Annotated in this window: 16 protein-coding genes and 2 tRNA genes; 15 read left to right on the top strand and 3 right to left on the bottom strand. The window is 48.1% G+C overall.

All coding sequences use genetic code 11. The annotated features are described in order from the left end of the window. Window positions 1-4 precede the first annotated feature (4 nt). The 3 genes from ACESTD_RS05025 (at window position 5) to ACESTD_RS05035 (ending at window position 3,574) form a co-directional block, all read left to right on the top strand. Window positions 5-295 carry a hypothetical protein gene (locus tag ACESTD_RS05025; protein ID WP_005829571.1) on the top strand — a complete coding sequence of 97 codons (291 nt, stop codon included), beginning with the start codon at window positions 5-7 and terminating at the stop codon, window positions 293-295. A 39-nt stretch (window positions 296-334) separates the two neighbouring features. Beyond that, a complete protein-coding gene (gene mutL, locus ACESTD_RS05030) occupies window positions 335-2,251 on the top strand; it encodes a DNA mismatch repair endonuclease MutL (protein WP_005829573.1) in 1,917 nt (638 codons plus the stop codon). Between the two features lie 129 nt (window positions 2,252-2,380). Further along, window positions 2,381-3,574: an OmpA family protein gene (locus ACESTD_RS05035; RefSeq protein WP_009037822.1), complete on the top strand. Its 1,194-nt coding sequence runs from the start codon at window positions 2,381-2,383 to the stop codon at window positions 3,572-3,574. A 156-nt stretch (window positions 3,575-3,730) separates the two neighbouring features. On the opposite strand, the gene trpS is transcribed toward ACESTD_RS05035, so the two are convergent. Both trpS and ACESTD_RS05045 read right to left on the bottom strand, forming a co-directional pair. Beyond that, a complete protein-coding gene (gene trpS, locus ACESTD_RS05040; protein WP_057281542.1) occupies window positions 3,731-4,825 on the bottom strand; it encodes a tryptophan--tRNA ligase in 1,095 nt (364 codons plus the stop codon). Between the two features lie 74 nt (window positions 4,826-4,899). Continuing rightward, entirely contained in the window at window positions 4,900-5,544 is a 645-nt protein-coding gene (locus tag ACESTD_RS05045) for an HU family DNA-binding protein (RefSeq protein WP_005833449.1), read from the bottom strand. A gap of 641 nt (window positions 5,545-6,185) precedes the next feature. Between ACESTD_RS05045 and carB the strand changes: the two genes are divergently transcribed. The 12 genes from carB (at window position 6,186) to tsf (ending at window position 18,923) form a co-directional block, all read left to right on the top strand. Next, the gene (gene carB, locus ACESTD_RS05050) at window positions 6,186-9,413 is read left to right on the top strand and encodes a carbamoyl-phosphate synthase (glutamine-hydrolyzing) large subunit (protein WP_005833447.1); all 3,228 of its coding nucleotides are present in this window, start codon (window positions 6,186-6,188) and stop codon (window positions 9,411-9,413) included. A gap of 128 nt (window positions 9,414-9,541) precedes the next feature. Then, window positions 9,542-10,102: a sugar O-acetyltransferase gene (locus ACESTD_RS05055; protein WP_057281543.1), complete on the top strand. Its 561-nt coding sequence runs from the start codon at window positions 9,542-9,544 to the stop codon at window positions 10,100-10,102. A gap of 130 nt (window positions 10,103-10,232) precedes the next feature. Further along, window positions 10,233-10,307: transfer RNA gene (locus ACESTD_RS05060), tRNA-Val, on the top strand. Between the two features lie 31 nt (window positions 10,308-10,338). Further along, window positions 10,339-10,413 (top strand) — tRNA-Val (locus ACESTD_RS05065). A 157-nt stretch (window positions 10,414-10,570) separates the two neighbouring features. After that, a complete protein-coding gene (gene purB / locus ACESTD_RS05070; RefSeq protein ID WP_057281544.1) occupies window positions 10,571-11,917 on the top strand; it encodes an adenylosuccinate lyase in 1,347 nt (448 codons plus the stop codon). A 136-nt stretch (window positions 11,918-12,053) separates the two neighbouring features. After that, window positions 12,054-13,538, top strand: a complete 1,485-nt coding sequence (locus ACESTD_RS05075; protein WP_008664272.1) for a pseudouridine synthase — start codon at window positions 12,054-12,056, stop codon at window positions 13,536-13,538. A gap of 27 nt (window positions 13,539-13,565) precedes the next feature. Continuing rightward, window positions 13,566-14,969: an asparagine--tRNA ligase gene (gene asnS, locus ACESTD_RS05080; RefSeq protein ID WP_005829597.1), complete on the top strand. Its 1,404-nt coding sequence runs from the start codon at window positions 13,566-13,568 to the stop codon at window positions 14,967-14,969. A 151-nt stretch (window positions 14,970-15,120) separates the two neighbouring features. Next, entirely contained in the window at window positions 15,121-15,612 is a 492-nt protein-coding gene (locus tag ACESTD_RS05085; protein WP_035450126.1) for a DUF4488 domain-containing protein, read from the top strand. A 335-nt stretch (window positions 15,613-15,947) separates the two neighbouring features. Next, the gene (gene rplM, locus ACESTD_RS05090; RefSeq protein WP_005829602.1) at window positions 15,948-16,409 is read left to right on the top strand and encodes a 50S ribosomal protein L13; all 462 of its coding nucleotides are present in this window, start codon (window positions 15,948-15,950) and stop codon (window positions 16,407-16,409) included. Window positions 16,410-16,415: 6 nt separating this feature from the next. Further along, complete coding sequence (gene rpsI, locus ACESTD_RS05095) at window positions 16,416-16,802, top strand: 30S ribosomal protein S9 (RefSeq protein ID WP_005829603.1); 387 nt, start codon at window positions 16,416-16,418, stop codon at window positions 16,800-16,802. Window positions 16,803-16,974: 172 nt separating this feature from the next. After that, window positions 16,975-17,808, top strand: coding sequence for a 30S ribosomal protein S2 (gene rpsB / locus ACESTD_RS05100; RefSeq protein ID WP_005829604.1), 834 nt, complete (start codon window positions 16,975-16,977; stop codon window positions 17,806-17,808). Between the two features lie 122 nt (window positions 17,809-17,930). Further along, window positions 17,931-18,923, top strand: a complete 993-nt coding sequence (tsf, locus tag ACESTD_RS05105; protein WP_005829605.1) for a translation elongation factor Ts — start codon at window positions 17,931-17,933, stop codon at window positions 18,921-18,923. A 107-nt stretch (window positions 18,924-19,030) separates the two neighbouring features. Here tsf and ACESTD_RS05110 read toward each other — a convergent pair whose 3' ends face one another. After that, entirely contained in the window at window positions 19,031-19,378 is a 348-nt protein-coding gene (locus ACESTD_RS05110) for a translation initiation factor (RefSeq protein ID WP_005833443.1), read from the bottom strand. Between the last annotated feature and the right edge of the window lie 31 nt (window positions 19,379-19,409).

Consider the following 19,409-nt stretch of genomic DNA (forward strand, 5'->3'; position numbering starts at 1 on the left):
CGTCATGGGAATGTTTGCAATGCGGAAGCCTCGTGGCTTCAATCATAGCTATATCTATGTGGATGAGCGGAAAGAGAAGTTGGCGAAGATGGAAGAAAATGCCAAGCGTGACCTGGGTATGCTGCCGGAAAAGGAATTCTCGCCCGAGGATATACGGGGCAAATTCATAGAAGGAACAACTCACTTGAAGCGGCGCAAGGAGAGCGGACGTAAGCCGATGCATTTGGGCATAATCCTTGTTGTCATAGCTGTGCTGATTTATCTGTGGTATGCCATCAGTAACGGAATCATTTAATAATGATTAATCATTAATCTCTAATCATTAAACATTATCATGAGCGATATCATTCATTTGCTGCCCGATTCGGTTGCCAATCAGATTGCTGCCGGAGAGGTGATTCAGCGTCCGGCATCTGTTGTGAAGGAATTGGTGGAAAATGCAATTGATGCCGAAGCAGAGGAAATACATGTGCTGATTACCGATGCGGGCAAGACCTGCATCCAGGTGATTGATGACGGAAAGGGGATGTCCGAAACGGATGCGCGTCTTTCTTTTGAACGCCATGCAACTTCAAAGATACGCGAAGCTGCCGATTTGTTTGCCCTACGCACCATGGGCTTCCGTGGAGAAGCGTTGGCTTCCATTGCTGCGGTAGCTGAAGTGGAGTTGAAAACACGCCCAGCCAGCGAGGAACTGGGGACGCGACTGTTGATTGCCGGCTCTAAAGTCGAGGGCCAGGAAGCCGTTTCCTGCCCTAAGGGAAGCAATTTTTCCATCAAGAACCTATTCTTCAATATTCCTGCCCGGCGTAAATTCCTGAAAGCCAACTCTACGGAGTTGAGCAATATCCTTACGGAATTCGAGCGTATAGCGCTGGTGCATCCTGAGGTAGCCTTCTATCTGTATAGTAATGATACGGAATTGTTCAATCTTCCGGTAATGCCTTTGCGGCAACGCATCATGGCAGTTTTCGGAAAGAAACTGAATCAGCAGTTGCTGTCCGTAGACGTCAATACGACGATGATAAAGATTTCCGGTTTTGTTGCCAAGCCGGAAACCTCGCGCAAGAAAGGAGCGCACCAATACTTTTTTGTGAACGGGCGTTATATGCGTCACCCCTATTTCCACAAAGCGGTGATGGACGCTTATGAGCAGCTGATTCCTGCCGGTGAGCAAATCTCCTACTTTATTTATTTCGAGGTAGACCCTGCCAATATCGATGTGAACATCCATCCGACGAAGACGGAGATTAAGTTCGAGAATGAGCAGGCTATCTGGCAGATTCTGTCGGCTGCGGTCAAGGAATCCTTAGGCAAGTTTAGCGCTATACCTACTATCGATTTTGATACCGAGGACATGCCGGATATTCCTGCATTCGAGCAGGCTCGTCCGATAGAGCCTCCGAAGGTACACTATAACACGGATTTCAATCCCTTCAAGACGTCTTCCGCTTCTTCCTATGGAGGCGGTGGCAATTATTCGCGCCCCAAAGTGGAGTGGGAGGGGCTTTATTCCGGTTTGGAAAAAGCCAGCAGGATGAACGAGCCGATGGAGGAAGAGCCTTTTGTAGAGGATACGGTTACCGGTACGGCTCCAAGAGAGGAGGAGAGGGTTCCTTATTTCCAGGAAACGGTTCCTTCCGGGGCAAGCGCCTCTTTCTATGGCAATGAGGCAACGGTAGAGAAAGGAGCGCAACACTTCCAGTTCAAGGGGCGTTTTATTCTGACTTCCGTTAAATCGGGTCTGATGCTGATAGACCAGCACCGGGCGCATGTCCGGGTATTGTTCGACCGCTATATGAGCCAGATTCGACAGAAACAAGGCGTATCCCAGGGGGTATTGTTTCCGGAGATTATCCAGTTGCCGGCTTCGGAAGCTGCCGTACTGGAAAGTATATTGGAAGATTTGTCGGCAGTAGGCTTCGATTTGAGCCCGCTGGGTGGCGGCAGCTATGCCATCAACGGCATACCTTCGGGCATAGAGGGGTTGAACCCGGTAGAATTGGTCCGGAATATGGTACATACTGCTATGGAAAAAGGGAATGACGTTAAGGAAGAGGTGCAGACAATTCTTGCATCGACCTTGGCACGTGCTGCGGCCATCGTCTATGGACAAGTGCTGAGCAACGAGGAAATGTCCAATCTCGTGGACAATCTGTTTGCATGCCCATCCCCGAATTATACTCCGGACGGAAAGACGGTGCTGGCGACCATTAAAGAAGACGACATAGAAAAGCTTTTCTCCAAATAAGGAAGAGTACTTTCTTTTGCATCAAGGCAAAAAAAGTACAAATATTCAGAACCTTTTAGTTCTGTTGGCGTTAATTAGACAGTTTGAATGATAAAGAGTTTAATTAACCACTTAACTATTTTAAGGTATATGAAAAAGATTCTAATGTTACTGGCTTTAGCTGGTGTGTCTTCTGTTGCCATGGCGCAGCAAAAGACTGAAGTTGTGGAAGAATTTGGTGTTATCCAGGTTCAGGATAAATATCAGGTAATCACTAATCCGTTCTGGAGTAATTGGTTTTTCTCTATAGGCGGTGGTGCCGAAGCAACTTTTGGAGATAATGATAAGGCAGGAAGTTTTGGCAAGCGTATCAGTCCGACGCTGAATTTTGCCATCGGCAAATGGTTCACCCCGGGACTGGGAGTACGTCTGCAATATAGCGGCCTTCAGGCAAGAGGATATACGTATGATGCAGGTGCTGACTACGTGAAAGGCACTCAGATGGATGACGGCTACTACAAACAGCGTTTCGACTATATGAATCTGCACGGAGATGTGATGTTCAATCTGAATGCGCTGTTTGGAGGATACAACCAGCACCGTGTGTATGAAATCATTCCTTATGTAGGTGCTGGCTTCACTCACAACTACACAAAGCCTCACCGCGAAGCTCTGTCTGTAAACGCGGGTATCATCAATCGCTTCCGTATTTCCAATGCGATAGATATTAACCTGGAGCTGAGCGCAATGGGCGTTGAAGATAAGTTCGATGGCGAAGTTGGCGGCGATCATGGATATGATGGCGTGCTGAGTGCAACGGTAGGGTTGACATACCGTTTCCCCGCCCGTGGATTCCGTCGCCCGATGCCTCAGTTGATTTCTCAGGTAGAGCTGGCTGCCATGCAGGCACAGCTTGCAGAGATGGGAGCTGCCAACCAGCAGCTGCAGAATGCATTGGTGGCTGCACAGAACCAGCCGGTGGCCGAAGTTACGGAAACCGAAGTGATTGTTCCCGATCCGGATATAGCACCGCGTACCGTATTCTTCAATATCGGTTCTGCCGAAGTCTCTCCACGTGAAGCAATGAACTTGTCTTATCTGGCAGACCAGATGAAACAGTTCCCGAACGCCACTTACACTGTAAACGGATATGCAGACTCTGCAACCGGTACGCCGGCATTCAACAAAGAGTTGAGTTTGAAGCGTGCACAAGCCGTGGTCGATGTATTGGTAAAACAATACGGAATTCCTGCTGACCGCCTGAAGGTGGATGCCGGTGGTGGTGTCGATAAGTTCGGACAGCCGATTCTGAACCGTGTGGTATTGGTGAAATCTGCCAATTAGAAAGCTACGAGCTACAAGCTACAAGGAGTTACGAGTTATAGAAATGAGAAGGGGCATGCGTTATTATGACGCATGCCCCTCATTTTTTGTAACCAGTAACTTGTAACAGGTAGCTCCTTGTAACTCGTAACTTCTGTAACTCGTATCTCCTATCCCTTATTCTCCGCCGAATTTCTTTACTTGCTCTGCAATCAGTTCCGCATCATCAAAGTAGTTTATCTTCATAGCCTTGCGTACATCGTCCAAGGTTGCGGCAGCGGTTTCCCTGGCAGTTTCGCAACCTTTCTTCAGCATGTCGTAGATGGCGGGGATGTCTTTTTCAAACTCCTTGCGGCGGTTGCGGATAGGCTCCAGTGTCTCCTGCATAATTTCGTTGAGGAACTTCTTCACTTTCATATCGCCCAGACCGCCACGTTGGTAGTGGGCTTTCAGTTCGTTCAGATTCGGATATTCGGGCAGATAAAGGCCGAAGTGTTCCGGACGGCAAAAGGCATCCAGGTAAGTGAATACGGTGTTGCCTTCCAATTTTCCGGGGTCTTGTACACGCAGGTGGTCGGGGTCGGTATACATGCTCTTCACCTTCTTCTGCACCTCGTCGGCGGAGTCCGAAAGATAGATACAGTTGCCGAGGCTCTTGCTCATCTTGGCTTTGCCGTCCGTTCCCGGCAGGCGCAGGCAGGCTGCATTGTCGGGCAACAGGATTTCTGGTTCCACGAGGGTTTCACCATATATATAGTTGAAACGGCGTACGATTTCACGAGCTTGTTCAATCATCGGCTCCTGGTCTTCGCCCACGGGCACGGTAGTGGCGCGGAAGGCGGTAATGTCCGCTGCCTGGCTGATGGGGTAGGTGAAGAAACCTACGGGGATGCTTGTCTCGAAATTACGCATCTGGATTTCGGTCTTTACCGTCGGGTTGCGTTGCAGGCGGCTCACGGTCACCAGGTCCATATAGTAGAAGGTCAGTTCGCAGAGTTCCGGTATCTGGGATTGGATGAAGATGGTACTCTTCGTCGGGTCCAGTCCGCAAGCCAGGTAGTCCAGTGCCACCTCGATGACGTTCTGGCGCACCTTTTCCGGATTCTCCATATTGTCCGTCAGCGCTTGTGCGTCGGCGATGAAGATGAAAATCTTGTCGTATAAGCCGGAGTTTTGCAGTTCCACTCTTCTTCTCAATGAGCCTACATAGTGTCCTATGTGCAGGCGTCCTGTGGGGCGGTCGCCCGTAAGGATGATTTTTTCTTTTGCCATATTATGTATTTTTTAGTTTCTTCATTGTATAAAAGCCATTAGGACCGGCAAAGATACCTATAATTATCGAAACCTCAAGGGATGACGCTTTCTTTCCTTTTCACGTATACCTTATGGCTTCCGATGCCGCTTGTATCGATTCCGCTGCCGGGAGTATGTGCCCATTTGCGCAGTTCCACGGTGGCGGTGGAGCGGACGAGTCCGGTCAGTTGCCGGTAGATGCTGACAGTAAGGAAGGCATGCTTGTCCAGATACTGATGCGCCAGAGCCAGACGTTGTTCGGGAGTGTATTTCTTCGACGAACGTGCGGGTTTCCAGGAGGCACGTTCCAGTTCGCACCAATGGTTGGTTTCTCTAATCAAGGCCTTGTCCGTGCGGAAGTTCACGCCACTTACGTAGATGCTCCGCGCGTTTCGCTTCGTGGTGCTTTCTTGGGGCTGTTCGCGTTCCTTGTCGGGGTAGATGGACAGTGCGGGGGTGAATACGCCCAATCCTTCTATCTTCACCGAGCGTCCCATTCCCATTTCGTGGGCCAGGGCTTCGCCCAGTTCGCAGATAATTCCTTCGGTTACGCCTTTCGAGAATCCCGAGGTCATGGCGATGTATTCCGCCAGTTCGCGCGTGCCGGTCTGTCCGGTCATCACCATCTTGGGGTAGGTGATTGGTTCGCCCGTGCCTTGCAAGTCGGGCATTTCTTTCATTTGGTAGCGTGTGGTCATTGTTGCGTTCTCCTTTCTTTTCTTTCCTTCGTTGCAAAGTCCTTTTCCCTGCGGAGCAAAGTTCTTTTGGTGGCGGAGAAATCTTAGAATAAAGCCTTTATTCCAAGGAATAGAAATTTTATTTTTAAGAATAAAGGCTTTGTTTGTAGAAACAGAATCCTTGTTCTATTTTTGTATAGGCACAAAGGTAAGTTTCCGTGGCGAGAAAAGCAAGTTTTGGTGGGGAGAATCTTCATATTTATCCGCAAATGCCTTTACTGAGATATAGTCTTTCTTTTTTATATGGAATCGCATTTTTCGGAAAAAGATTTCGGTTGCGGGCGACGGCCGCTCTTCTATTATGGAGGATGACGTTTCTTTTATACAAAAAAATATGCCACAATTTGCTCTTTTCGTAAATAAGTCGTTACTTTGCACAAATTTTAAAGAGACTATGCAATCGCAGGAAATGAGAAGCAAATATAACCTCCGTTCGAATGAATTTCATTCGGGAGCCGTCAGTTTCTCTTTTTTCGAGAAAGATATTTTTAGTTCTTTGGTAATGCGTTAATCCTTTATTGGGTGACGCATTTTTTTTGTGAAATAGCTACAACTCGTAGTTCGTAGCTTGTAACTCGTAACTTAATAGACAACAAGAGAATATGGAAAAGAATTTAAAGAAAGTGCTTGTCTTGGGTTCTGGTGCGCTCAAGATTGGTCAGGCCGGAGAGTTTGACTATTCCGGTTCGCAGGCGCTGAAGGCGTTGCGCGAAGAAGGTATCGGTTCTGTTTTGGTAAACCCGAACATTGCTACTATCCAGACATCGGAAGGTATCGCCGATCAAGTTTATTTCTTGCCGGTAACTCCTTATTTCGTGGAAGAAATCATCAAGAAAGAACGTCCCGACGGCATTTTGCTGGCATTCGGCGGACAGACGGCGCTGAACTGCGGTACGGAACTCTACCAGAACGGAATTCTTCAGAAATATGGCGTGCGCGTGCTGGGTACTTCCGTTGAGGCGATTATGTACACCGAAGACCGTGACCTCTTTGTGAAGAAGCTGGACGAGATTCCGATGAAGACTCCGAAGAGCCACGCTGTGGAGAGCATGGAAGACGCACTGAAGGCAGCCCGCGAGATTGGCTACCCCGTGATGGTGCGCTCGGCTTATGCTCTGGGTGGACTGGGAAGCGGTATTTGTCCGGACGAGGAAGCCTTCATTAAATTGGCCGAAAGCTCTTTCACTTTCTCCAAGCAGATTCTGGTAGAAGAGTCTCTGAAGGGTTGGAAGGAAATTGAATTCGAGGTAATCCGCGATGCCAACGACCACTGCTTCACGGTGGCAAGCATGGAAAACTTCGACCCGCTGGGCATCCATACGGGTGAGTCCATCGTAGTGGCTCCCACTTGCTCATTGACCGACGAGCAGGTGAAAATGTTGCAGGAGCTTTCCACCAAATGTATCCGCCACCTGGGCATCGTGGGCGAATGTAACATCCAGTATGCGTTCAACGCCGAGACAAACGACTATCGTGTCATCGAGGTGAACGCCCGTCTGTCCCGTTCTTCCGCATTGGCTTCCAAGGCTACCGGTTATCCGCTGGCATTCGTGGCTGCCAAGATTGCGTTGGGCTATACGCTCGACCAAATCGGCGAGATGGGAACTCCCAACTCGGCATATGCAGCTCCGCAGCTTGACTACCTGATTTGCAAGATTCCGCGTTGGGACTTGACAAAGTTCGTAGGTGTCAGCCGCGAAATTGGCTCCAGCATGAAGTCGGTAGGCGAAATCATGTCTATCGGACGTTCCTTTGAAGAAATTATCCAGAAGGGCTTGCGTATGATTGGTCAGGGAATGCACGGATTCGTGGGCAATGAGGGAGTGGAGTTCGATGACTTGGATTACGAACTGTCACATCCCACCGACCTGCGCGTCTTTGCCATTGCCGAGGCTCTGGAAAAGGGATATGCCATCGACCGCATCTTTGAGCTGACCAAGATTGACCCCTGGTTCTTGGGCAAGCTGAAGAACATCGTAGACTACAAGCAGAAACTTTCCCAATATAATAAGGTGGAAGACATCCCCGCCGACGTGCTGCGCGAAGCCAAAGTGCTTGGCTTCTCCGACTTCCAGATTGCCCGCTTCGTGCTGAATCCGCAAGGCAATATGGAGAAGGAAAACCTTGCCGTACGCGCCCGTCGTAAGGAGCTGGGCATCCTGCCCGCCGTGAAGCGCATCAATACGGTGGCTTCCGAACATCCGGAACTGACGAACTACCTCTACATGACGTATGCCGTTCAAGGTTATGATGTGAACTATTATAAGAATGAAAAATCAGTGGTTGTGCTTGGTTCGGGCGCTTACCGCATCGGTTCGTCTGTAGAGTTCGACTGGTGCTCGGTGAATGCCATCCAGACTGCCCGCAAGCTGGGCTACAAGTCCATCATGATTAACTATAACCCCGAAACCGTTTCTACGGACTACGACATGTGCGACCGTCTCTACTTCGACGAGCTCTCCTTCGAGCGTGTGCTCGACGTTATCGACCTGGAGCAGCCGCGCGGTGTCATCGTGTCCGTGGGTGGACAGATACCGAACAACCTGGCAATGAAGCTTCACCGCCAGTCAGTTCCCGTGTTGGGTACTTCCCCCATCTCCATCGACCGTGCCGAAAACCGTAACAAGTTCTCTGCCATGCTCGACCAGCTGGGCATCGACCAACCGGCTTGGCAGGAACTCACTAGCCTGGAAGATGTGAAAGGCTTTGTAGAGAAGGTGGGCTATCCGGTACTGGTGCGTCCGTCTTACGTACTCTCCGGTGCTGCGATGAATGTATGCTACGATGAAGAAGAACTGGAAAACTTCTTGAAGATGGCTGCTGAGGTATCTAAGGAATATCCGGTGGTGGTATCCCAGTTCTTGCAGAACACCAAGGAAATCGAGTTCGACGCTGTTGCCCAAAACGGTGAAGTGGTGGAATACGCCATCTCCGAGCACGTAGAGTTTGCCGGTGTACACTCCGGTGACGCTACGCTGGTATTCCCGGCACAGAAGATTTACTTTGCAACGGCACGCCGCATCAAGAAAATCAGCCGCCAGATTGCGAAGGAACTCAATATTTCCGGTCCTTTCAATATCCAGTTCCTGGCACGCAACAACGAGGTGAAGGTTATCGAGTGTAACCTCCGTGCATCGCGCAGCTTCCCGTTCGTATCCAAGGTGCTGAAGCGTAACTTCATCGAGACTGCTACCCGTATCATGCTGGACGCTCCCTATACACAACCGGACAAGTCGGCATTCGACATCGACCGTATCGGTGTGAAGGCAAGCCAGTTCTCCTTCTCCCGTCTGCACAAGGCAGACCCGGTATTGGGTGTGGACATGTCGTCTACGGGCGAGGTAGGCTGTATTGGCGACGACTTCTCCGAAGCATTGCTGAATGCCATGATTGCTACCGGATTCAGAATCCCCCGTCCCGAGAAGGGCGTGATGTTCTCCTCCGGAGCCATGAAGTCCAAGGTGGATTTGCTGGATGCCAGCCGCATGCTCTTTGCCAAAGGCTATAAGATTTATGCTACGGCAGGTACAGCCGCTTTCCTCAACGCCCATGGCGTGACGACGGAAGCCGTTTACTGGCCGGATGAACGCCCGGATGCGGAAAACAACGTGATGACGATGATTGCCGACCATGCCTTCGACCTGATTGTCAACATTCCGAAGAACCATACGAAACGCGAGCTGACCAATGGCTACAAGATTCGTCGCGGTGCCATCGACCACAACATTCCGTTGATTACCAATGCCCGCCTGGCAAGTGCCTTTATCGAGGCATTCTGCGAAATGAAGCTGGAAGATATCCAGATTAAGAGCTGGCAGGAGTACAAATAAATTGTTTGCTCTATAAACGATTGCAGGAGCGGAAAGCCGAAAGGTTTTCCGCTCTTTTGGTATACTGCGTTTATTTCCGTATTTTTGTTCGGGGCTGAGTCTCTGTATGAATCAAAAGAAGAAATAATATGAATGAAGTGGAAAAAATGCGTAGCTCCCAGTTGGCGGATATGTCCGTTCCGGAGATACAGGTGAAGTTCGAGCATGCCAAGCGCTTGCTGGCAAAAATGCGTGTGATGAGTACTTACGATGAGGATTACCGGAGTTTGCTGGAGGAACTGGTGCCAGGTATTCCCGCTACTTCCATCATCTGCCCGCCCTTCCATTGCGACCACGGGGATGGGATCCGGCTGGGTGAGCATGTCTTTGTCAATGCCAATTGCACTTTCCTGGACGGGGGATATATCACGATTGGTGCCCATACGTTGGTCGGTCCATGCGTACAGATATACACTCCCCATCATCCGATGGATTATATCGAGCGTCGTACGGAAAAGGAATATGCCTATCCGGTGACGATAGGAGAGGATTGCTGGATTGGCGGCGGTGCCATTCTGTGTCCAGGCGTCACCATCGGCGACCGTTGTATCATCGGTGCGGGTAGTGTGGTGACGAAAGATATTCCATCCGATAGCATAGCCGTTGGTAATCCGGCAAAGGTCATCCGGAAAAATGAGACAAAAAAGTGAACGTACTAAATGCTTGAGAAACAGAGCGTGTCGCTAAATGACTAAAAAAATATCGAAAAATATTATGCAAAAGTTTTGGTAATGTCAAAATAAGCTGTACCTTTGCATCGCTTTTGAAACGGAAGTGTACGGGCGTTTAGCTCAGCTGGTTCAGAGCATCTGCCTTACAAGCAGAGGGTCGGCGGTTCGAATCCGTCAACGCCCACACAAAATCCAAGCACTTTCGTTCATCAAAAGGGCGTTTAGCTCAGCTGGTTCAGAGCATCTGCCTTACAAGCAGAGGGTCGGCGGTTCGAATCCGTCAACGCCCACTGGAAATTTTCATTCGAAGGTGGTCTTGCAAGTGATTGTAAGGCCATTTTTTTATCCGTTAACTTCCTTTTCTTAAAATCTTTATCCTTTATGTCTTGTTACTCAGAAAAAAGCAGTAATTTTGCAGTCCGATAATTATCATCATAAATACGACGTATGAAACTTGATTTACTTACCGCAATCTCTCCGATTGACGGTCGATACAGAGGCAAAACGGATGTTTTGGCTGCCTATTTTTCAGAATTTGCACTGATTAAATACCGTGTACAAGTTGAAGTAGAATACTTTATCACGCTGTGTGAGCTGCCTTTGCCGCAGCTGAAAGGGGTGGATAAGGGTGTTTTCGAAACCTTGAGAAACATTTACCGTAACTTTTCCGAAGCCGACGCGCAACGCATTAAGGACATTGAGAGCGTGACGAACCATGATGTGAAGGCTGTGGAGTATTTCTTAAAAGAAGAGTTTGACAAGTTGGGTGGTATGGACGACTATAAGGAGTTCATCCATTTTGGCCTGACTTCACAAGATATCAACAATACGTCTGTTCCTTTATCTGTAAAGGAGGCGTTGGAGCAGGTGTACTATCCTCAAATAGAGGAACTGATAGCGCAGCTCCGTGCTTATGCGGAAGAGTGGGTCGCTATCCCCATGCTTGCCAAGACACACGGACAACCGGCTTCGCCTACCCGTTTGGGCAAGGAGGTAATGGTGTTTGTCTACCGTCTGGAACGCCAGTTGGCAACGCTGAAGGCTTGTCCGGTGACAGCAAAGTTCGGTGGCGCTACGGGTAATTACAATGCCCATCATGTGGCTTATCCGGAATATGACTGGAAGGCATTCGGCAATAAGTTCGTTTCCGAAAAGCTTGGCTTGGAACGCGAGGAGTATACTACCCAGATATCCAATTACGATAATCTGTCTGCCATCTTTGATGCCATGAAGCGCATCAATACGGTGATGATTGATATGAACCGTGACTTCTGGCAATATATCTCTATGGAATATTTCAAGCAGAAGATTAAAGCCGGTGAGGTGGGCTCCAGCGCGATGCCGCACAAGGTGAACCCGATTGACTTTGAAAATGCGGAAGGAAACCTGGGCATGGCGAATGCTATTCTTGAGCACTTGGCGGTAAAACTGCCGGTTTCCCGTTTGCAGCGTGACTTGACGGACTCTACCGTGCTCCGCAATGTGGGTATGCCGTTCGGGCATATCATTATTGCCATACAAAGTTCTTTGAAGGGTTTGCGTAAGTTGCTGTTGAACGAACCGGCCATCTACCGTGACCTGGACAATTGCTGGAGCGTGGTGGCCGAGGCTATCCAGACCATTCTGCGCCGCGAGGCCTATCCGCATCCTTATGAAGCGTTGAAAGCGTTGACCCGTACCAATCAGGCCATTACGGAAGCGTCTATCAAGGAATTTATAGAGGGACTGAATGTAAGTGAAGAGATAAAGAAAGAATTGCAGGTGATTACCCCCCATACTTATACGGGAATTTAAGCAACCACAGAAGTGTACCGGAGGAATTTCAACTTTTTACTCCGGCAATTGTTATAGAAACATATAAAATTCAAGGTATAATAGAGACAATGAATGGCCGTGAGGCCAAGGTTTAATTTTATTCGAATAAAAAACAATGAGTACAGAAAACGAAACTTGGCGTGATGCTTCTTCCGCAGAGGAGAACTCAGGTGCCGGCCGCGATGGTAACCAATTTAACAAGGAAGGTGGCTACAGCCGTCCGTCTTACAACCGTGATAATGGCGACCGTCCTTATCGCCCTAGATTTAACAGTGAAAACGGGGACCGCCCGCAGCGTCCTTATAACAGTGACCGCCCTTATCGCCCGCGCTTTAATCCTGGTGCGGACAATGGCGACCGTCCGCAGCGTCCTCGTTACAATAACGATAATGGCGACCGTCCCTATCGTCCGCGCTATAACAGCGAAGGCGGCGACCGTCCGCAACGCCCTTATGGAAACAATTCGGGTGACCGTCCTTACCGTCCGCGCTATAACAGCGAAGGTGGCGACCGTCCGCAACGCCCTTATAATAGTGACCGTCCGCAGCGCCCGCGTTATGGTAATGAAGGTGGTGACCGTCCGCAACGTCCTTATAACGGCGACCGCTCCTACAACAGCGACCGTTCTTATAATACGGACCGTCCCTATCGTCCGCGCTACAACAGCGAAGATGGCGACCGTCCGCAGCGTCCTCGCTACAATAATGAGGGTGGTGACCGTCCTTATCGTCCACGCTTCAATTCGGGTGGTGGAAGACCTGGCGGATACGGCAACAGAGACAGCTATAGCCGTCCAGTCCGTCGTTCGGCCGATTATGACCCCAATGCTAAGTACAGCAAGAAGAAACAGATAGAATATAAGGAGCAGTTTGTGGACCCGAACGAGCCTATCCGCCTGAACAAATTCCTGGCCAATGCCGGTGTTTGCTCCCGTCGCGAGGCTGATGAATTCATCACTGCTGGAGTCGTTTCTGTAAACGGAGAGGTGGTAACGGAATTGGGAACCAAGATTAAGCGTGGCGATGAAGTGAAGTTCCACGACCAGACGGTCAGCATCGAACGTAAGATTTACGTCCTGCTGAACAAGCCGAAAGATACAGTGACTACTTCGGATGATCCCCAGGCACGTCGCACGGTGATGGATTTGGTGAAGGGCGCATGCGACGAACGTATTTATCCGGTAGGTCGTCTGGACCGCAATACTACAGGTGTATTGCTGCTGACAAACGATGGTGACCTGGCTTCCAAGCTGACGCATCCCAAGTATCTGAAGAAGAAGATATATCATGTGCATTTGGACAAGAACCTGACAAAAGCCGATATGGAGCAGATTGCAGCCGGCATTCAACTGGATGATGGGGAAATCCATGCAGATGCCATCAGCTATACGGATGACTTCAAGAAAGATGATGTCGGTATTGAAATCCACTCCGGCAAGAACCGTATCGTGCGTCGTATCTTCGAATCGCTGGGATACAAGGTGATGAAACTGGACCGTGTGTATTTTGCCGGTTTAACCAAGAAAGGCCTGCGCCGCGGCGAATGGCGTTACCTCACGGAACAAGAGGTGAACTTCCTGCGCATGGGTTCTTTTGAGTAATATATAATAAGGTATAATAACTGTTTTATGGAAAAGATTAGTAGAACAAAGATTGTTGACCTGCTGAAGCGTGAAGATTTTGGCGCTATGGTCAACGTGAAGGGCTGGGTTCGTACCCGCAGAGGTAGTAAGCAAGTAAACTTTATCGCGCTGAATGACGGTTCTACAATAAATAATGTGCAGATTGTAGTAGACTTGGGTAACTTCGATGAGGAGATGCTGAAAGAGATTACTACCGGTGCTTGTTTGAGCGTAAACGGTGTGCTGACGGAATCTGTCGGTTCCGGTCAGAAGGCCGAAGTGCAGGCCCGCGAAATCGAAGTGCTGGGAACTTGCGATAACACGTATCCGTTGCAGAAGAAAGGTCATTCCATGGAGTTCCTCCGTGAGATAGCCCATCTGCGTCCCCGTACCAATACGTTCGGGGCTGTGTTCCGTATTCGTCATAATATGGCGATTGCCATCCACAAGTTCTTCCATGACAGAGGATTCTTCTATTTTCATACTCCGATTATCACGGCTTCCGACTGCGAAGGCGCAGGCCAGATGTTCCAGGTGACTACGAAGAACCTTTACGACTTGAAGAAAGATGAGAACGGTTCCATTATTTACGATGATGACTTCTTCGGAAAGCAGGCCAGCCTGACTGTTTCCGGACAGTTGGAAGGCGAACTTGCCGCTACTGCATTGGGAGCCATCTATACATTCGGTCCTACGTTCCGTGCCGAGAATTCCAATACTCCCCGCCACTTGGCAGAGTTCTGGATGATTGAGCCGGAAGTAGCGTTCAATGATATTACGGACAATATGGACCTGGCGGAAGATTTCATTAAATATTGTGTACAGTGGGCTTTGGACAACTGTGCCGACGATGTGAAGTTCCTCAATGACATGTTTGATAAGGGCTTGATTGAACGTCTGCAAGGTGTCTTGAAAGAAAGCTTCGTGCGCCTGCCTTATACGGAAGGTATCAAGATATTGGAAGAGGCTGTTGCCAAAGGGCATAAGTTTGAATTCCCGGTGTACTGGGGAGTTGACTTGGCTTCCGAACATGAGCGCTATCTGGTGGAAGACCACTTCAAGCGTCCGGTTATCCTGACTGACTATCCGAAGGAAATCAAAGCGTTCTATATGAAGCAGAACGAAGACGGCAAGACCGTGCGTGCCATGGATGTACTCTTCCCGAAGATTGGAGAAATCATTGGCGGTTCCGAACGTGAATCGGATTACAACAAGCTGATGACGCGCATTGACGAACTTCACATCCCGATGAAGGATATGTGGTGGTATCTCGATACCCGTAAGTTCGGTACATGTCCCCACTCCGGGTTCGGTTTAGGCTTTGAGCGCTTGCTGCTGTTCGTTACGGGCATGACGAATATCCGTGATGTCATACCGTTCCCGCGTACGCCGCGCAACGCCGAGTTCTAAGTTTCGGAATATACAAACTGGATAAAATCATCCGCACAAACATTCTGTTGTTTGTGCGGTTTTTTTATACCCAAAAATGTTATAATCTCAAAATAAATCTTTATATTTGTGTCTAACGGAACGACATAACGTTAACCAACATCATACGAATATGAAACGGAACTATTTCTTTACCATGCTGGCAGCGGTGCTGCTTGCGGTAGCGGGAGCCAATGCGCAGGAGAGCGCAGAGTTTAGGCCTGCGGAACTGGCAGGAATTTGGCAGTTATGTCATTATGTGTCTGAAATCCCGGATGTTCCCGGGATATTGAAACCGAGTAACACCTTTAAAGTGCTGAGTGATGACGGCCGTATTGTCAATTTTACAATTATTCCAGGCAAAGATGCCATCATCACTGGATATGGGACTTATCAGCAGCTGACGGATAATTCCTATAAGGAAAGCATTGAGAAAAACATCCATTTGCCCATGTTGGACCATAAAGACAATATACTGGAGTTTGAAATAGGGGACGACGGGGTAATGTACCTGAAGTATTTTATAGCTAAGGACTTGAATGGTAATGAACTGAATACATGGTTCCATGAAACATGGAAGCGGGTGGGCATGCCTGCAAAATTTCCCGAAGACCTTGTCCGTTGATATTTCTTTCTCTTTCCCGTTTCTTTCTCATGCAGCTTTGAAAGCCTTCTATGACGGCACCGACCGATGAAGGCCGCATCATAAAGAGTTGTTCTGCGGAGATTCTTCCCTTTCTCCGCAGGATAACTTTGTCTGTTGTATATCAGCCAAGTGGCTCTCTAAAAAAAAGTGGAAAACTTTTGCCAGTTCTAAGAAAAACCGTACCTTTGCAAGCCGATTATTATCTCAAAAGGATAAGCATTTAATTCATAGCGAGTTAATCTTCCATTGTCCGGGATGACTGGCTTGCGGTGAAGAAAAAATTTTAGTAGTAACATTTTAAAAAACAATTAAGAGTGGATACTTTAAGTTACAAGACCATTTCTGCAAACAAAGCTACAGTGACTAAAGAATGGGTCATTGTTGACGCTACAGACCAGGTATTGGGTCGTCTGGGCGCAAAAGTTGCGAAACTGTTGAGAGGAAAGTATAAACCTAACTTTACCCCTCACGTAGATTGTGGCGATAATGTAATCATTATCAACGCCGACAAAGTAAAATTAACCGGTAACAAGTGGAATGACAAGGTATATCTGTCATATACAGGTTATCCCGGCGGCCAGAGAGAAATCACTCCTGCCCGTTTGCAGGCAAAACCGAACGGTGATGACAAGTTACTGAGAAAAGTAGTAAAGGGTATGTTGCCTAAGAACAAGTTGGGCGCAAAATTGCTGGGCAATATGTATGTATATGCCGGCAGCGAGCACAAACACGATGCTCAGAACCCGAAAATGATTGATATTAACGTACTTAAATAAGAGATAATGGAAGTAGTAAATGCATTAGGCAGACGTAAAAGTGCAATTGCACGTATTTTCGTAAGCGAAGGTACTGGAAAGATTACTATTAATAAGAGAGACCTCGCAGAGTACTTTCCATCAAGCATTCTTCAGTATGTAGTTAAACAGCCGTTGAATAAGCTGGGTGTTGCTGAAAAGTACGACATCAAAGTTAATCTCTGCGGTGGCGGTTTCACCGGCCAGTCTCAGGCTTTGCGTTTGGCAATTGCCCGCGCACTGGTGAAAATCAATGCTGAGGACAAGGCTGCTCTCCGTTCTGAAGGTTTCATGACTCGTGATCCTCGTTCTGTTGAACGTAAGAAACCGGGACAACCGAAAGCACGTCGTAGATTCCAGTTCAGTAAACGTTAAGAGTTGGAGAACGGTTGGGGCGGACAAGTTGCTTAATTCTCGACTTTCACCTCTCAACTCTCAACTGAAAAAGCGTTTAGTATCTAAACTACCGGGACTCTTCAGATTCAGACTACCCGGCGGTTGGTTTAGAAGAAACAAAAAAGAAAGTAAACGATTAATTTAAAAGAAAATGTCTAGAACAAATTTTGATACATTATTAGAAGCCGGTTGCCACTTCGGTCACTTGAAAAGAAAGTGGAACCCTGCAATGGCTCCTTACATCTTCATGGAGCGCAATGGTATTCACATCATTGACCTCAACAAGACGGTTGCTAAAATTGACGAAGCTGCTGAAGCTTTGAAGCAAATCGCTAAATCAGGAAAGAAAGTCCTGTTTGTTGCTACTAAAAAACAAGCTAAGCAGGTGGTTGCCGATAAGGCTGCATCTGTAAATATGCCTTATGTAATCGAGCGTTGGCCGGGTGGTATGTTGACTAACTTCCCGACTATCCGTAAGGCTGTCAAGAAGATGGCTACCATCGACAAGTTGACAAGCGACGGTACCTATTCAAACCTCTCCAAGAGAGAAATTCTTCAGATTTCACGTCAACGTGCAAAGTTGGACAAGACTTTGGGCTCTATCGCTGACCTGACTCGTCTGCCGTCTGCTCTGTTCGTTATCGACGTAATGAAGGAAAACATCGCAGTTCGTGAAGCTAACCGTCTGGGGATTCCCGTATTCGGTATCGTTGATACAAACTCCGATCCTACGAATATCGATTTCGTAATCCCGGCAAATGATGACGCTACTAAGTCAGTAGAAGTTATTCTTGATGCTTGCTGCGCTGCTATGCAGGAAGGTCTGGAAGAACGTAAGGCCGAAAAGGTAGACATGGAAGCTGCCGGTGAAGCTCCTGCCAACAAAGGTAAGAAGAAAGCTACAAAAGCAAGACTCGACAAGTCCGACGAGGAAGCAATCAATGCCGCTAAGGCTGCTGCTTTCATGAAGGAAGAAGAGGCTTAATCATACTGTTGAGAGTTGAGAATTGAAAGTTGAGAGTTACTTTACGGCAATTCTCAATTCTCTATTCTCAACTCTCAATTACTTTGTAAGGATATTATTAACAATTAAAATAAAAAGATATTATGGCTGTAAGTATGGCTGATATAACCAAGCTCCGCAAGATGACCGGTGCTGGTATGATGGATTGCAAAAATGCTTTGACTGAAGCTGAAGGCGATTTCGACAAGGCAATGGAAATTATCCGTAAGAAGGGACAAGCTGTTGCAGCTAAGCGTTCAGATCGCGAGGCTTCTGAAGGCTGTGTGCTGGCTAAGACTACGGGTGACTTTGCCGTTATCATCGCTCTGAAGTGCGAAACTGACTTCGTGGCTCAGAATGCTGATTTCGTGAAATTGACTCAGGACATTCTGGACCTTGCCGTGGCTAACAAGTGCAAGACTCTGGACGAAGTAAAAGCTCTGCCGATGGGCAACGGTACTGTACAGGATGCTGTAACAGACCGTAGCGGTATCACTGGCGAGAAGATGGAGTTGGATGGTTACATGACTGTAGAAGGTGCAAGCACTGTGGTTTATAACCACATGAACAGAAATGGCCTCTGCACTATTGTTGCTTTCAACAAGGCTGTTGAAGAAGGACTGGCTAAGCAGATTGCCATGCAGATTGCTGCCATGAACCCGATTGCAGTAGACGAAGATGGCGTATCTGAAGAAATCAAGCAGAAGGAAATAGATGTTGCTATCGAGAAGACAAAAGCTGAACAGGTACAGAAGGCTGTTGAGGCCGCTTTGAAGAAGGCTGGTATCAACCCGGCTCACGTGGACAGCGAAGACCACATGGAAAGCAACATGGCCAAAGGCTGGATTACTGCTGAAGACGTGGCAAAGGCAAAGGAAATCATTGCTACTGTTTCTGCCGAGAAAGCTGCACATCTGCCTGAACAAATGATTCAGAATATTGCTAAGGGCCGTCTTGGCAAGTTCTTGAAAGAAGTTTGCTTGCTGAACCAGGAAGACATCATGGACGGCAAGAAGACAGTTAGAGAAGTCTTGAAAGAAGCTGATCCTGAATTGAAGGTTGTTGACTTCAAACGTTTTACTTTGCGCGCTGAATAATTCCGCTTAGAAACGATTCTATAAAAAGAAGTGGCCGTATATGGAGTTGAATTCCTAAACGGTCACTTTTTTATGCCTCTACAGTTGCAGTGAGACGGATGATGCGTTTATCCCACGGGCTTGGTTTGCGTGTATCCTTCTGCCTTCAGGAGGTCGATGACACGTTGTTTGAAGTCGCCTTGCACGATGATTTCTCCATCTTTGGCACTTCCGCCTACTCCACATTTACTTTTCAGCAATTTGCCCAGTTCTTTCAGATTATTGTCGGTGCCCACGAAACCGGTGACAAGAGTGACGACTTTGCCACCCCGGTTCTTGCGGTCCAGCTGTACACGCAGGCGTTGTTGTGCAGGGGGGAGGGTAGCTTGCTCCTCATCGTCATTCATCTCATAGTTGTAGTCCGGGTTGGTGGAATAGACTATATTCAACCGTTCTTTCCAATCATTATTCTTCATACTTCTTTCTTTTAAACTTCCCAAAAGTACG

Origin of the sequence: Bacteroides sp. AR20 (genome assembly GCF_964250605.1) — a bacterium.
Taxonomy (GTDB): Bacteria; Bacteroidota; Bacteroidia; order Bacteroidales; family Bacteroidaceae; genus Bacteroides; species Bacteroides uniformis.

Excerpts from the sequence above, each read along its gene's own strand:
- ACESTD_RS05025 (WP_005829571.1), top strand. The coding sequence starts at position 5 with ATGGGAATGTTTGCAATGCGGAAGCCTCGTGGCTTCAATCATAGCTAT.
- mutL (WP_005829573.1), top strand. The coding sequence starts at position 335 with ATGAGCGATATCATTCATTTGCTGCCCGATTCGGTTGCCAATCAGATT.
- ACESTD_RS05035 (WP_009037822.1), top strand. The coding sequence starts at position 2,381 with ATGAAAAAGATTCTAATGTTACTGGCTTTAGCTGGTGTGTCTTCTGTT.
- trpS (WP_057281542.1), bottom strand. The coding sequence starts at position 4,825 with ATGGCAAAAGAAAAAATCATCCTTACGGGCGACCGCCCCACAGGACGC.
- ACESTD_RS05045 (WP_005833449.1), bottom strand. The coding sequence starts at position 5,544 with ATGACCACACGCTACCAAATGAAAGAAATGCCCGACTTGCAAGGCACG.
- carB (WP_005833447.1), top strand. The coding sequence starts at position 6,186 with ATGGAAAAGAATTTAAAGAAAGTGCTTGTCTTGGGTTCTGGTGCGCTC.
- ACESTD_RS05055 (WP_057281543.1), top strand. The coding sequence starts at position 9,542 with ATGAATGAAGTGGAAAAAATGCGTAGCTCCCAGTTGGCGGATATGTCC.
- purB (WP_057281544.1), top strand. The coding sequence starts at position 10,571 with ATGAAACTTGATTTACTTACCGCAATCTCTCCGATTGACGGTCGATAC.
- ACESTD_RS05075 (WP_008664272.1), top strand. The coding sequence starts at position 12,054 with ATGAGTACAGAAAACGAAACTTGGCGTGATGCTTCTTCCGCAGAGGAG.
- asnS (WP_005829597.1), top strand. The coding sequence starts at position 13,566 with ATGGAAAAGATTAGTAGAACAAAGATTGTTGACCTGCTGAAGCGTGAA.
- ACESTD_RS05085 (WP_035450126.1), top strand. The coding sequence starts at position 15,121 with ATGAAACGGAACTATTTCTTTACCATGCTGGCAGCGGTGCTGCTTGCG.
- rpsI (WP_005829603.1), top strand. The coding sequence starts at position 16,416 with ATGGAAGTAGTAAATGCATTAGGCAGACGTAAAAGTGCAATTGCACGT.
- rpsB (WP_005829604.1), top strand. The coding sequence starts at position 16,975 with ATGTCTAGAACAAATTTTGATACATTATTAGAAGCCGGTTGCCACTTC.
- tsf (WP_005829605.1), top strand. The coding sequence starts at position 17,931 with ATGGCTGTAAGTATGGCTGATATAACCAAGCTCCGCAAGATGACCGGT.
- ACESTD_RS05110 (WP_005833443.1), bottom strand. The coding sequence starts at position 19,378 with ATGAAGAATAATGATTGGAAAGAACGGTTGAATATAGTCTATTCCACC.